9 protein-coding genes are annotated in these 14131 nt (G+C 41.7%); 7 read left to right on the forward strand and 2 right to left on the reverse strand.

All coding sequences use genetic code 11. The features are described from left to right. The first annotated feature begins 46 nt into the window (after positions 1 to 46). The 4 genes from K6V26_RS19360 to K6V26_RS19375 all read left to right on the forward strand — a co-directional run bounded on the left by K6V26_RS19360 (position 47) and on the right by K6V26_RS19375 (position 5251). Entirely contained in the window at positions 47 to 1252 is a 1206-nt protein-coding gene (locus tag K6V26_RS19360; RefSeq protein WP_224263600.1) for a 6-bladed beta-propeller, read from the forward strand. A 10-nt stretch (positions 1253 to 1262) separates the two neighbouring features. Further along, a complete protein-coding gene (locus tag K6V26_RS19365) occupies positions 1263 to 2498 on the forward strand; it encodes a 6-bladed beta-propeller (protein ID WP_224263601.1) in 1236 nt (411 codons plus the stop codon). Positions 2499 to 2510: 12 nt separating this feature from the next. Further along, the gene (locus tag K6V26_RS19370; protein ID WP_010801660.1) at positions 2511 to 3818 is read left to right on the forward strand and encodes a DUF4933 domain-containing protein; all 1308 of its coding nucleotides are present in this window, start codon (positions 2511 to 2513) and stop codon (positions 3816 to 3818) included. A gap of 125 nt (positions 3819 to 3943) precedes the next feature. Beyond that, positions 3944 to 5251: a DUF4933 domain-containing protein gene (locus K6V26_RS19375; protein WP_010801659.1), complete on the forward strand. Its 1308-nt coding sequence runs from the start codon at positions 3944 to 3946 to the stop codon at positions 5249 to 5251. A gap of 60 nt (positions 5252 to 5311) precedes the next feature. Here K6V26_RS19375 and K6V26_RS19380 read toward each other — a convergent pair whose 3' ends face one another. After that, the gene (locus K6V26_RS19380) at positions 5312 to 6541 is read right to left on the reverse strand and encodes a 6-bladed beta-propeller (protein WP_010801658.1); all 1230 of its coding nucleotides are present in this window, start codon (positions 6539 to 6541) and stop codon (positions 5312 to 5314) included. A 163-nt stretch (positions 6542 to 6704) separates the two neighbouring features. Between K6V26_RS19380 and K6V26_RS19385 the strand changes: the two genes are divergently transcribed. Further along, positions 6705 to 8021 carry a 6-bladed beta-propeller gene (locus tag K6V26_RS19385; RefSeq protein WP_224263602.1) on the forward strand — a complete coding sequence of 439 codons (1317 nt, stop codon included), beginning with the start codon at positions 6705 to 6707 and terminating at the stop codon, positions 8019 to 8021. A 54-nt stretch (positions 8022 to 8075) separates the two neighbouring features. Then, positions 8076 to 10640: a T9SS type A sorting domain-containing protein gene (locus tag K6V26_RS19390; RefSeq protein WP_224263603.1), complete on the forward strand. Its 2565-nt coding sequence runs from the start codon at positions 8076 to 8078 to the stop codon at positions 10638 to 10640. 90 nt (positions 10641 to 10730) lie between these two features. On the opposite strand, the gene K6V26_RS19395 is transcribed toward K6V26_RS19390, so the two are convergent. After that, entirely contained in the window at positions 10731 to 11543 is an 813-nt protein-coding gene (locus tag K6V26_RS19395) for a sigma-54-dependent transcriptional regulator (protein WP_394373156.1), read from the reverse strand. Positions 11544 to 11719: 176 nt separating this feature from the next. Between K6V26_RS19395 and K6V26_RS19400 the strand changes: the two genes are divergently transcribed. Then, complete coding sequence (locus K6V26_RS19400) at positions 11720 to 14125, forward strand: ABC transporter permease (RefSeq protein WP_224263605.1); 2406 nt, start codon at positions 11720 to 11722, stop codon at positions 14123 to 14125. Positions 14126 to 14131: the final 6 nt, after the last annotated feature.

Raw genomic sequence — 14131 nt, forward strand, 5'->3', positions numbered from 1 at the left:
TTTAAGGATATATTTGCACCAAACATCATTCTAAAACAGCAACATTATGAAGAAGGTAGGAAATCTTATTACTGGTTTACTTTGCTTACTATTGATAGTCTCGTGTCAAAGTGGCAATAAATCATCATTCAATAACGGATTGGAAGACTCACCCGTTGTCGGTACTTTTGTACAGGTGGGGGATGACCAGGTTCTTTCGTGCGATCAGAAATTACTGACCGACTCCATACACCTTCTACTCACTTATCTTACGGAAAAACCGGAGATCATTCATCTGGACAACCGGGATGAAGCGCTGATCAGCGAAGGACGCGTAATCGTTTCCGATAATTATTTATTAGCATGGAACAACAAACAAAATCCTTTCAAACTCTTCGACCGAAAAGGAAACTTCCTGACAACGATCGGATCATACGGACAAGGCCCCAACGAATACCTGAATGTTTATGACGCTAATATAGACGAAGAAAACGACCGAATTTATATATTGCCCTGGCAAAGTGCCCAAATACTGGTCTATGACCTGAAGGGTAATCCCCAACCTACAATACCACTTTGTCTGCGGGCTCCCAAAGGCACTTTCCATGTAGACCTTCAGGATTCGACGGTTGCAGTTGTTCTACTTCCATTCCCCGACATGCCGGCAGTAGCATGGACACAGGATTTTCACGGGAACAGGAAAGATTATATCGAACCCGGCCATCTCGCTGCACCGCAAGATTACAGTAATGAGGTCTGTACATATAATAATGTACCGGGTATTTTTGACGTAAATATCCTCTGCATCGTACCAACACGCGTCGACAGCCTTTACCGCTACGATTACCGTAACAACCGCCTGTCTCCAACCTTCACCATGAATTTCAGTGAAGACCCGATCCCCTGGCACGGCTATATCGAACTTCCGAACCATTACATGGGAGAAGCCTCTTATCCAAAGCAAACATCATCTACTTCATTCGAAGCTTCATCTCCCAGCTATTATATTATAGACAAAAAAACAGGTAAAGGTTCTTTTTTCCGGTTATATAATGACTATCTGGGATATACGGAAATCGGCTGGCCTATTTTCTCTTTTTATAATGGATACTTTATCCAGAATATAGAACCGGCAAATCTGAAAAACACGTTAGAAAATGCTCTAAAATCTAACAAATTAACAGAAGAAGAAAAAGCTGAATTGACTACATTGGCAGAGTCAATACATGAAAATGATAATAATATCATCATTTTAGCCAAATTAAAACATTAGTACCCCTGATATGATAAACAAGAATCACCAGAAATATAAAAGAGGAATTGCCAGAACTTTGTCTGGTTTTATAATTCTGTTCTCTCTTATTTCATGCAAGACCTCCAATGACAAGACACTTGACACCTGTCCTGCCGTTGGTTCCATTAAGCAAATAGGAGACGATTCCGTCATTATTTGCGATCAAAAACTATTAAAGGATACTATCCGGATTCCCTTAAGTTTGCTAGTCGATGACTTTGAAATAATCCGTCTGGATAATAAAAACGAAGCACTTGTCGGAGACCAGCAAACAGTTATTTCCGAAAACTATATCCTCGTATGGAACAAGCAGCAAAATCCGTTCAAGCTTTTCGATCGCAAAGGGAATTTCATTACTATGATCGGTTCTATCGGACAAGGGCCGGGAGAATACCAAACAATTTATGACGCTCAGATTGATGAAAAAAACGATCGGATTTATTTGTTGCCCTGGACCAGTAGTCAATTGCTGGTATATGACCTGAAAGGTAATTCTCTTCCTCCGATCCCTTTATGTTTACGTGTTCCCAAAGGAAAAATTCATGTTCAGGACAGCAATTTGATTGCAGCCGTCCTACTCCCATTTCCCGGATTACCTGCTATTGCCTGGACACAGGATTTCCTGGGAGAAAGAAAAGCATTCATCGAACCGGGAGACCGGACTGTTTATGACTATAACTCAGAAATTATTTCCGGAGGTAATACTTCAGCTTTCGATGTAATGATCCGATATGTGATGCCGGCACGGACAGATACGTTCTATCACTATGATTTCCAAAATAACCGTTTACGCCCAAAGTTTGTCACAGAGTTTTCTGAAGACCCAGTTCCTGAACATGGTTTTCAGGAGCTGAGCAATCATTTTCTGTGCTATACTTATTCTACAATTCAAGTTTCAAAGTATATGTTTGACTCTGCTAATCCCGCATATTATATAATTGACAAACAGACCCTGAAGGGGGCATACATGCATCTGATAAACGATTTTCTGGGAAATACCGAATTACCGCTCAGAAGTTTCGATGGACATCATCCTCCTTTTCCCAATTTCAGAAATGGGTATTTCATTCTAAATATGGATCCGGGAAATTTACAAACAGAGCTACAAAATGCACTGAAAACAAAGGATCTGTCTCCGGATAAAGAGGCTGCTCTGAAAAAAATGCTTATCTCTATAAATGAAAACGATAATAACTATATTCTTCTGGGTCGCCTGAAGAAATAAAAAGAAATAATTATGATAAAGAACATCTCATATTGCTTGTTTTTTGCTCTTTTGATACTTGTATCCGGTTGTAAGCAAAAAAATGAAACAGAATCCTCTACTACTGAAGAAACTGCTTACCAGCCTGCCAGTCCGAAATATACAGCCAGGTATGACCATTCAACACCTACAGCTAAAATAGATGTCGAATCAGCTATTTCCACATCATCTCCTGTCCGGTTAAGTGAAGTGGCATCGACCATCGAATATTATCAGGTAGGCGACGATAAATATCCAGTGACCGAAGTTGTCGCTGTTGAGGGTGGTTTCATTGCCCTCAACAAGCCGAAACTATACCTTTACCGGCAAGGGAAAAAACGGAAACGGGTCGGATTGAAAACAGAATATAGTAATTGGCGGGACAATGAATCGGGTAATAACCTGTTTTATGATAAAAAGACTACCCGGTTATACGTACAATTAAAGAAACTGAATCAGGAAACCGGATATTCAACCAAATATATAGGAGAACTTCCTCCGTTGGACAGTGTCCTGGCCAGGGTGCATTATCTGTATCCGGACTCATTGCCAAACCGCCGTCTTCTGAAAAACTGGGTAGAGATATTCACTCCGGAAATGTCTGTCGGCCGCTTCTTTTACCCTGGGACCGGATTTGACTATGGAGTTAACACTTTCAATTTAAAGGGCGATACTCTCTGCCATTTTTATTTCGGGATCGATTCCATTGGTACTATTAAAAGCGATAACTTTTACAATTTCACACTCTTCCATACATCATATCTGTATGATAACAAACCGACATTTTCAGCGACCTATTGCGATACGGTTTACCGACTGCTGGATCAGCAGACCATTGCTCCGGTCTATGCCATCCATTTAGGCAAATACAAGGCACCGGCAACCTATGTGATTAATAGAGGAGATAAGCGTAATAAAGCATGGGTGGATAATTTACGGGAAAATTCGCAAGCCGTATTCCTGAAAGTTCACAGGGAGGGTAAAAGTAACAAATCCGGATGGCTGGACAACAAAGACAAGCAGAATCAGGATTTTCCATCCGAAGATTATCTGATGGTTTATCTGAAGAACAAACGTCAGACCAGAGCATTGCCTCTGGCAGCTACAGGAATGACAAACGACCTGGACGGAGGCTTGCCTTTCTGGCCCGATGGTCAAACAGATGAATATATGTACATGATCCGACCGGCCGGTGAACTGAAAAAAGGAATTAAACTAACCGGTTCCCCTAAACAGGAAACTCTTAAAAACTTCCTCAGTGATCTGCCGGACAATCAGAATGTGATGATTGTCGTCAAATAAGGATCCTGTCACCTTCCTGGTAAACTAATTGAATTAATTGGGATATACGATAATCGGTTGCCTTATTCACTCTTTTTATTAAGGATAACAATATTAACCTATCAGTTAAATTAAAACAATGAGTCATGAAAAGAAACTTACCATATAATCTATTGCTGGTTTTCCTTATTCTGTTTACCGGATGCAAACAAAAAGGGAAAGAAACCATATCCTCTGTAACGGAAGAAGCCGTTTATCAACCTGCCAGTCCGAAATATACAGCCAAATATGACAAGACAAATCTAACGGAAAAAATAGATGTCGAATCGGCTATTTCCACTTCCTCCCCTGTCCTGCTAAGCGAAGTGGCATCAACCATCGAATACTACCAGGTAGGTGACGACAAATATCCGATTACGGATGTTGTTGCCGTTGAAGGAGGTTTCATTGTTCTGAACCAACCCAAACTCTATCTTTACCGGCAAGGGAAAAAGCGGAAACGCGTAGGATTGAAAACAGAATACAACGACTGGAAAGATTATATCTCAGGTAAGAACCTGTTTTATGACAAAGCTACAACGAAACTGTATGGACAAACAAAGAAAATAAACCCGGAGACTGGATATGCCAATTGGTATATCGGAGAATTACCTCCATTAGACAGCGTGCTTGCCAGAAGATATTATTTATATCCGGACTCACTCCTAACCCGTCATTTACTGACAGATTATGCAGAGTGCTTCACTCCGGAAATGTACTACCGCCGTTTCAATTATCCCGGAAGTTCGTTTACCCAGGGAGTAACCGCTTTCAATCTAAAGAATGACACACTCTGTCAGTTCCATTTCGGAATCGACTCCTTAGGGGTAGTTCCGATAAGAAGTTATTACAGTTTTACTTGCTACAACAATTTTTATCTATATGAAAACAAACCTACATTCGTTGTAAATTTCTGTGACACAGTTTACCGTTTACAAGATCATCAAACAATCTTTCCGGCATATTATGTTCATTTAGGAAGATACAGACTACCGGCTAGCAAAGCTATAAGAAGCAGTGGGCTGGAAAACAAAGCATGGATTAACGGTTTTATCGAGAATCCAAAAGGAGTATTTCTAACAATCCACAAAGAAGGTACACATAGACAATCCGGTTGGTTAGAAAAAGAGAAAAACAGCAAAGAATTTCCTTCCGAAGATTATCAGATGGTTTTCCTGAAGAAAAGCCGACAAACAAAAGTGCTCCCATTGAAATCAAAGGGATTGACAAACGACCTGGATGAAGGTTTACCTTTCTGGCCTGACAGTCAAGTAGACGAATATATGTATATGATTCGTCCGGCCAGCGAACTGAAAAAAGACATTAAACTAACTGGTTCCCCTAAACAGAAAGCACTTAAAAACTTCCTTCGCAATCTGCCGGACAATCAGAATGTAATGATTGTCGTCAAATAAATTATACCTCCTGCCGGTTCTTTTTCGATGGAACCGACAGGAGGATAGTTATATAAACTTTTATCTTTTAAGAGGATAAATCATCAGGTAATTATTATCATTTTCATCAATCATATTCTGTATATCAGTTAGTTTTTTCCGCATATCACTGGAAAGGTCACTCTTTTTCAATAAAGTTTCAATCTCTGTCAGTAAATTTCCCGGTTCCATATTACGGATATAATAACCGTTCGAGAATATTCCGCTAGGCCATTCTATTTCCTGATCTCCGAAATAATCATTATATATTTTAAAGTAAGCCCCCTTGCAAGTATTCTTGTCTACTATATAATGAACTGTCTCGCCTGGTGTCGCAATTGTTCCATGTTCATTTTGCTGAACAACAGGAGGACCTGAAAATTGTCCTACAAAATGATTGGGCCATTCATTAAAACCATGCCAGGGGATAGGATCTGTTTTTGAATGATTAAATGTAAAAGTCGGGCGCAACCGGTTATTCTCAATATCATAATGATATAGAGAATCTGGACGAGTCGGATCTACACATAAAAGATTGACATCAAACACATTGGGCATATTCAAATTACATAATATCTCATTATTAAAAGTCCAGGGAACTTCCAAATGCCCGGGGGCCACTTCCTGAATATGATTTCCAGCTAAATCCTGTACCCAGACAAGAGCCGGAGTTTTTGGAAAAGGTAATGTAGCCACCGTCAACGTACCCTTTTCCGGATCAACTTTGAACATGGCTTTCGGACAACGAATCCCAAGAGGTATGGGAGCTAGCGTCTCACCTTTTAAATTATAAACAAACAGATTCTCCGTTTGCCAGGGCATCAAATAAATACGATCGTTTTTCTCGTCAATCTGGGCATCATATACAAAGTTATATTCACCCGGACCTTGACCGACAGCACCTACATCCGTCAGATAATTTCCTTTCCTGTCAAAAAGTTTAAAAGCAGTAGGAGGATATCCGCTATGTATCAGAATATAATTATCGGAAAGACTAACACCACATTGAGTAACCAATGCCGTATCCCTACCATCCAATTTAACGATTTCCATATCTTCTGTAAAGAAACTAAGAGGAAGACGGATCGTATCCGTCAATAACTTCTGGTCACACGACAAGACCTTGTTGTCTCCCACCTGAACATACTGGCCTACAACGGGACAATCCTTCAAAAGATTCTTACGTCCGGCGTTGTTTTTATTCCCCGTAATACAAGAAACAGTAGCCAAAGTGATTAATAAACCGCCTAAAAGTTTCGAACTTGCATCCATACTAATTGGTATTTAGATTACTATATACAAATAAAGCTATTAAATCATTGGTATGCAACATTATTACTGTTTATTCGTAAATAAACGATAAAATCGTATTTAATGAATACAAATCAATAAATAATACCTATTTTTGAGGCAATCAATTAAAAAAACCGGTATCATGAAAACATTATATATTCTGATTGCCACCTGTGCTGTATGTCTCGGTACACTGAGCGGCTGTAAACAAAAAGAAGGAAAGAGCACCCGTCCAATCACTCCCCCTAAATATGAAGGGAAAGTCGATTATTCTGTTGCTCCTACCCATATAAATTTGGAAAGTGCCCTCGATGGCGAAAAGCAACCATTGAAGTTAAGCCAGATCGCTTCGGAAATAGATTATTATATTGTTGGAGACGGTAACTTTACGGTAAAGCAAGCTATTTCCATACCTGACAGCAATGCTTTCATCACGTTCAACAACCCGCGGCTTTATTACCGGAAAACAGGAAGGCCAAGCAAACGATACGGTTTCAAGGCACTGGCCTATAAATGGAATAATGAAATGAACGGGCATAATCTGTTTTATGACAAAAAGACGACCCGCATGTATTGTGCCATGAGCGGTAAAGATGTGGAAACCAGAGGAAGCCAAGAGCCTTGCGACCCACAAATCATTGAACTGCCTCCACTAGATACGATGTTGACAATCACCCGGTATGTTTTTCCTGAAACAGTGGAAAAGAAATACACAATCAACCTGGGAAAAGATAAACTACTGGGATTCTCATCCGACGGATATATGTTGAGCCACTATGAAGATACAAGCGGTGTTCCAAACTGCATGCTGACTTTTAACCTGGCTGGCGAAACGCTCGGAAAGTTCACATTAAAGGATAAATCGACGCTTTCCAAATCGCAAACGGATAATATCCCATTCTTCCAGACATCCTATTGGAATGAGGCACAGGATCAAATGACTTTTATGATACCGTTCTGTGATACCGTATTCCAGATGCGTGATCCGCAAACAGTTACCCCCTTGTACAATCTGAATCTCGGGAAATACGGCATCCTGACTGACTATGCAGAAAAACAAGAAGTTACGGATGAGAAGATATGGTTGCGTACTTTATATGAAAACTCAAAAGGTTTATTCATGGGCCTGTATCAAAAGAAAGGTCCAAAGCTCGTAAACTGGCTGGGATTTGAATATGAGTACAAACCGACACTGAGTTATCAGGCTGTTTATATGAAAGATGAAGGTAAAACGTATGTCCTTCCGCGTAGAGGACAGGGATTTGTCAATGACCTGGACGGCGGACTCACTTTCTGGCCGGACGGACAAACAGACGGTTATCTTTATATGATCCGTACACTGACAGAAATGCGTATGAACGTAGAACGAACCGGCTCGCCTAAACAGCAAAAACTGCTGGATCTCCTTGACAACAAGAGAATACAGGAAAATCAGTATGTGATGATTGTGGTAAGATAAATAATTCTTATTTTTGACGCAACAAATAAAAACTAGTATTATATTACAAATAAGATGAATCATTACTATTACCATTCCATTCGGTTAATAGCAGGTATTCTTTGTCTCTGTTGTTTTCCAACGATATTTTTGCATGCACAAATCAGTGAAGGAGGTCTTCCGCCGAGTTTTCAGTTTATGACCAATCTGAAAAGTACGGAACAGCCTGTACAGATCCCGGTAAACTTCAGTGTTGAAGACCTTAAAGTTGTCGATGCTTGGCGGGTAAGCCAAGGTGCTCCTTTAGCGATTGCCAAACGGATCGAAACAGATTTGAGTATATCCAACAGTGGAAATTGGAGGACTTTACCCGACGGACAAAAAGTATGGCAACTGCATCTCGAAGCAAAAGGAGCTATTGCATTGATCTTGTCTTACTCCGATTTTTACATTCCGGAAGGCGGCAAATTATTTATTTATAATGCAGATAAAAGTCAGGTACTGGGTGCTTATACAACCCGTACCCATCCCCAAAACGGACATTTTGCTACCGAACCGATTGCCGGTGATGAAATTACACTGGAATACGTACCGGCTGCGTCGAGTGAGGAACCTTTATTACGGATCAGCGGCATAGGATATGGATACAACCATCTTTACGTAACAAAAGGAACGAAAAGCGCCCAAGAAGAATTATCAGGCCCCTGCATGGTGAACATCAACTGTGAAGAAGGAGATGACTGGCAATTACAGCAAAAAGGCGTGTGCCATACAATCCAGCTGATAAAAGGACAATACTTTATCTGTTCCGGATCGCTGGTTAATAATACGGCAAAAGATAAGATGCCTTATATCCTGACCGCTTACCACTGTTCGCAGACAATGGACGGTTTGGGAGAGGCGACAGACGAAGAATTACAGGAATGGATGTTTTTTTTTCATATGGAACGCACTGGCTGCGACAACAGTTCGTCCGGGAATAGGTATGAACCAATAGTTGGTTGTACCCGTAAAGCAGCTATCCCTATTCAGAATGGTTCCGACGGTCTGTTGTTGTTACTGAACGAGAACATTCCCGATAATTATGATGTTTTCTTCAATGGCTGGGACCGGACAGGTACGCCATCGCCTTCAGGAGTCGGCATCCATCACCCTTCAGGAGATTATAAAAAGATTTCCACCTATGGAAAATATCCGGTTGAATCTATCACCTGGCGCAATGCGGATACACAGCAAACCGGAGCAAATAATGCCCATTGGAACACCACCTTCGATGAAACGACCAACGGTCATGCAGTAACGGAAGGTGGATCTTCCGGTTCTCCGCTTTTCAACAGTAAAGGTCTGATTATAGGAACATTAAGCGGAGGCAATTCTTCTTGTGAAGACCCCAACGGACTAAACCTGTACGGTAAATTTTCTTTTCACTGGAACAAATTCAGCGAAAACAGCAAAGAGCGTATGGATATCTGGCTGGATCCTCAGAATACAGGAACGACATATCTTGCCGGTATGTCGCAGGACGGCCAAACAGTAGAAGCCGGCTTAATGGCACCGACGGACCTGACAGCCCGGAAAACAACAGACGGAAATATCGAACTGGAATGGAAAGCACCCATATATCAACAAATTATCGGCTGGGGAGATCAAGGGATAGTTTCTCAGTTTGGATCAGGCGATCCTTTTTATTATGGTCAGAGATGGGATACGAATGATTTGACACCAATTCACAAAAAGACGATCACTACCGTTTATTTCACTCCGGTCGAAAATGTGTCGTACGCCGTTTATATAGAACAGGGAAACCGGATATATGAAGAAGATCTGACAGATATTGAATACCAGAAAACGAATGCTATTACATTAAAAAAGCCTTTCACTATAGATGCCGGTCAGGATTTGATTGTAGCTATTCATGCCAAAGAATATAATAAAAAGATTTTTCCGGCTTTTGCCGACGAAGGGCCAGCCATCGACGGAAAAGGGAATATCTATGCAATGAGCGACAAAAAGTGGGCAACATTCCCGACCGAAGAGCTGGATGCCAACTCCTGTATTTCATTCGTCGTAACTTCGGAAGAAGGAGAACTGACAAATAGTGCTTCACTGTTAAGTGCAAAGAAACAAGCACTTAATCCGGTAAAAAGCACTAAAATGACAATCATAAGATCAGAGATTGCCTCTTCGTCGCCGGAAGGATTCCTGATTACCGATTTTACGGAACCGACAGGTTATCAAATCAACCGCGACCAATTGGAATTGGTCACCTTACCGGCTTCAAGCACACAGTATACCGATAAAAACATACCGGCTAACGCTCCTGTTTATCAGGTATATGCCCTTTACAACGACAAAAAGAGCCAACCGGTTACAATCGATACCGACACCAGCGTCGATAATGAACAGATACAGAGGGAAGAAGAAGTAAGTATTCAACCCAACCTGTTCAGCGATCAAGTGAATATCATTCATAATCAGCAAGTCAAATTGCTGGAAATCTATGCAAGCAACGGGAAACTGGTCAAAAAGATACAGCATCCGGGAAGTATAATTCATACAGGTTCTCTCCCTCAAGGCGTATATTTCTTCAAAATGACAACAGACCGGACAACAAAAACAATCCAAGGTATCAGGAAATAAACACGACTTCACCTAATTAAATACCGGAAAGATGCAGGTCACTTGCCATCGTCTTTCCGGTATTATTTTGACATATCAGCCTGTTATTTCCTAAAGATTATATTTCTTCATCTTATTATAGAGCGTCTGCCTACTGATATTCAGTTGCTGGGCACAAAGCGTCAGATTTCCTTTTTTCTCTGCCAGCACTTCACTGATAAACTGTTTCTCCATCTCTTCCAAAGTAACCGGATGGGAAACAGTTACAGGAGGAGCGTCCATATAAAAGTCATCACTATCGAGCACGGATAAATTTGAAAGAAGCACGGCACGCTCTATGGTCTGCTGCAAAAGACTGAGGTCACCATTAAGCATCCTGTCCGACAACTTATGCAATGCATCGGGAGTAATTCCGGGAAAAGGTTTCCCATAAGCCGTCGCATATTTCCGGAGCAGGGAGTTGACAAGCAATGTAACGACAGAATCTGTTTCTTCCGAAAGAAATTCCGATTCCTTTCGAGAGGAATTTTGTTTTCTCCCGGAACGGGATTCCCAGGCAGCGATAACAGTCGACAAGAGTTTATCATTATCCCAGGGTTTCACGATAAAATCCACCGCTCCCTTTTTCAGGGAAGAGACAGCCAGTTCGATATCGCCAAAAGCAGTTATCAGCACGACTTCCGGCGGATCCGGACGTTCACGAATACGGTCCAGCCAGAAAAGGCCCTCTCCCCCGCTCTGCTTCCCGGTTCCGAAATTCATATCCAACAAGACAACATCCACATCGTCTTCCCGAAGCAAAGCAGGCAGCAAAGTCGGCACCGAAGCACAAACCACCGTCTTAAATTCACGCGAAAGAATCATTCGCAATGTTTTAAGCACCGCCTCATTATCGTCCACTACTATAATCTTTCCATTTCTCATAACAAAAGCAAAGATATACGGATTCTTTTTTCTCCCAACTCCCATTGTCTAATATTTAGACAATTTGACTGTATCCTTCAATTATTTTTACTTATTCTTTGTCCTTGCAAAAGAAAGAGGATAGATTTGAAATGCCATTCGAAAAAGAACGGTACGAAAAGCCTAATATCGAATTTATGAAAACTGTCGCTCTAAAACTTGTATTCCGCAGCTGGTGGAGAAACAAGACATTCTCAATAATCTCCATCGTCAGTCTGGCGATCGGCATTGCCTGCACAAACCTGCTGGCCGTATTCACTATTCATGAATATGGAATAGAGAAAGGAAATCCGAACAAAGAACGTATCTGGATACTCAGCCAGGACTGGCCGATGAAAACCGGACAAAAGACTATCTATGCAGGAGGCGATATCCCGGCAATGCTGAAAGAGAAATACAGCGAAGTTGAGAATTATCTCCGGATAAGCGGAAAAACCGTCAAATACATTTCTATTGATAATGTGAAACACGCACCGATTCGTCTCGTCTCCGCCGATCCGTCTTTATCAGAGTTTTTCCCCTATAAAGTACTCTCCGGAAACCTGAAAGAGGCCCTGACCCAACCCGACAAACTGGCCCTTACCGAACAAACTGCCCGAAAACTTTTCGGAAAAACCAATCCGATCGGCAAAATAATACATTTCAGTCTTCCCGATGAAGAGATGAGCACCAAAGGCAGTACTAACAACGAACACGCTTACCAGGTTGCCGCCATCATAGCCGACCGGGAACAATCCTTTTTAAACCTGGAGGCAGTAACAGCTATCTCAGATCCCTTCTATGGCGGTACCAGCCTGTTACTGATGAACAAGCCAATCGACCGGAAAGCATTTGAAGCACAATTGAAAAAAGACAAAATCCCTACTTTACAAGGTGACCTGGGGAATTATTATCTGGATACTTTACAGGAAAGCTACTTCTACACGACCGAAGGACAGAAATCAAACTATCTGAATTTCCGTCAGCCGACATTGCTTTATGTAGGATTAATCTCCGCCATCCTGATTCTGCTGATAGCCTGTTTCAATTATATCAACCTCAACTTCTCACGTCTCCTTCAACAGGTACGGATGATTCATACACAGAAACTGATGGGAGCCAGCCGGAAAGAAATCAACCTGCAACTTTTTCTGGATACCTTCCTGACAGTAATCATTGCCTTCCTCTGCTCGTTGCTGATTACCCATGACCTGCTTCCCCTGTTCAACTCAATCGTAAACGGACAATTACATACCTCTTTCTTTTTCAACGGACAATCATTGCCAGTCATCTGTTGCTTTATCCTGCTGTTATCCATAATTCCGGCAGCCTATATGGGACGAAAGATATCCAGGCTTTCCAACTCCGGTTACCGGGAGTTTTTCACCGGAAATAAAAAAAGGAAGATAGTCACCTCATTATCCATCGCCCAATATGTTATTTCTATCGGTCTGGTCATTGCCGCACTGACGGTAAACGACCAACTTCATTTCATCCGCCAAGGAGGAGATAATTATAAAAACCTGATTGAAATAGGAGATTGGCAAGAAGACGGTTCTTATGTCCGTCCCTTTGCCCGGGAACTAAAAAAACACCCGGAGATAAAGCACGTATCCCTTGCCGGAAGCTCTATCCTGGACAGTTGGATAATGCAAATCGTCCTGAAAAATGAAGATGGTAGTGAAAACTATACGGCACAAATCAACTATTTCGGCGAACCAGATTTCCTGGACGCCTTACAACTGAAGCTGTTAAAAGGCCTTCCTCCCGAACAGGCCGTCGAAAAATATGCCCGTCCGGTATATATCAATGAGAAATATGCAGAGATACTGGTCGAAAAAGGAGAAAACCCGATCGGTAAGCCAATTAATGCGATCGATAAAGGGTTCGACGAAGGGAATACAGGTAATGATCCGTCAAATGCACCGGTCACGACAATTGCCGGTATCGTCGATAACTTATACACACATACGCTGGAAAGTGAGGTTTATCCTTTTACCATACAGATCAACAACAGTCCTCAAAATTCATTCAATTACATTTATATACGCCTCGGCGACGACAGAGAAAAGAGTATCGCCGCCGTACGGGAAGCATGGAATAAGGTAAACCCGGGTAACTATTTCACGTACCAGGATGTTTACCAAAAGTTCCTGCAACGGAACGAGAAAACAACCGAACTCTCCCGGCTGCTGTTCATGTATTCATTGATCAGCCTCTTCCTGACTTGCTGCGGCCTGTTCGGAATGGCACTCTATGCAACCGAACAACGCACCAAAGAAATAGGTATCCGGAAAGTAAACGGAGCGACCAGCCCCCAAATCATGTTACTGCTCAACAGCCAGTTCATTACCTGGATAGGCATCTCCTTTATCATTGCTATCCCTATTACCTGGCTGCTACTCAACCGCTGGTTGGAAAATTTCGTCTACCACACGGATATGAACATCGGAATCTATCTGATAAGCGGTTTTTTTGTCCTGCTCATCACCCTACTCACCGTCAGCTGGCACAGCTACAAAGCTGCATCCGGTAATCCTGTTAAAGTATTAAGAAGTGAATAACCTATT

The sequence above is a fragment of the Parabacteroides goldsteinii genome (assembly GCF_020091425.1).
In the GTDB taxonomy this organism is placed as follows: domain Bacteria; phylum Bacteroidota; class Bacteroidia; order Bacteroidales; family Tannerellaceae; genus Parabacteroides; species Parabacteroides goldsteinii.

Bases quoted from the DNA above. Each gene is read 5' to 3' on its own strand.
- K6V26_RS19360 (WP_224263600.1), top strand. From the start codon at position 47: ATGAAGAAGGTAGGAAATCTTATTACTGGTTTACTTTGCTTACTATTG.
- K6V26_RS19365 (WP_224263601.1), top strand. From the start codon at position 1,263: ATGATAAACAAGAATCACCAGAAATATAAAAGAGGAATTGCCAGAACT.
- K6V26_RS19370 (WP_010801660.1), top strand. From the start codon at position 2,511: ATGATAAAGAACATCTCATATTGCTTGTTTTTTGCTCTTTTGATACTT.
- K6V26_RS19375 (WP_010801659.1), top strand. From the start codon at position 3,944: ATGAAAAGAAACTTACCATATAATCTATTGCTGGTTTTCCTTATTCTG.
- K6V26_RS19380 (WP_010801658.1), bottom strand. From the start codon at position 6,541: ATGGATGCAAGTTCGAAACTTTTAGGCGGTTTATTAATCACTTTGGCT.
- K6V26_RS19385 (WP_224263602.1), top strand. From the start codon at position 6,705: ATGAAAACATTATATATTCTGATTGCCACCTGTGCTGTATGTCTCGGT.
- K6V26_RS19390 (WP_224263603.1), top strand. From the start codon at position 8,076: ATGAATCATTACTATTACCATTCCATTCGGTTAATAGCAGGTATTCTT.
- K6V26_RS19395 (WP_394373156.1), bottom strand. From the start codon at position 11,543: ATGAGAAATGGAAAGATTATAGTAGTGGACGATAATGAGGCGGTGCTT.
- K6V26_RS19400 (WP_224263605.1), top strand. From the start codon at position 11,720: ATGAAAACTGTCGCTCTAAAACTTGTATTCCGCAGCTGGTGGAGAAAC.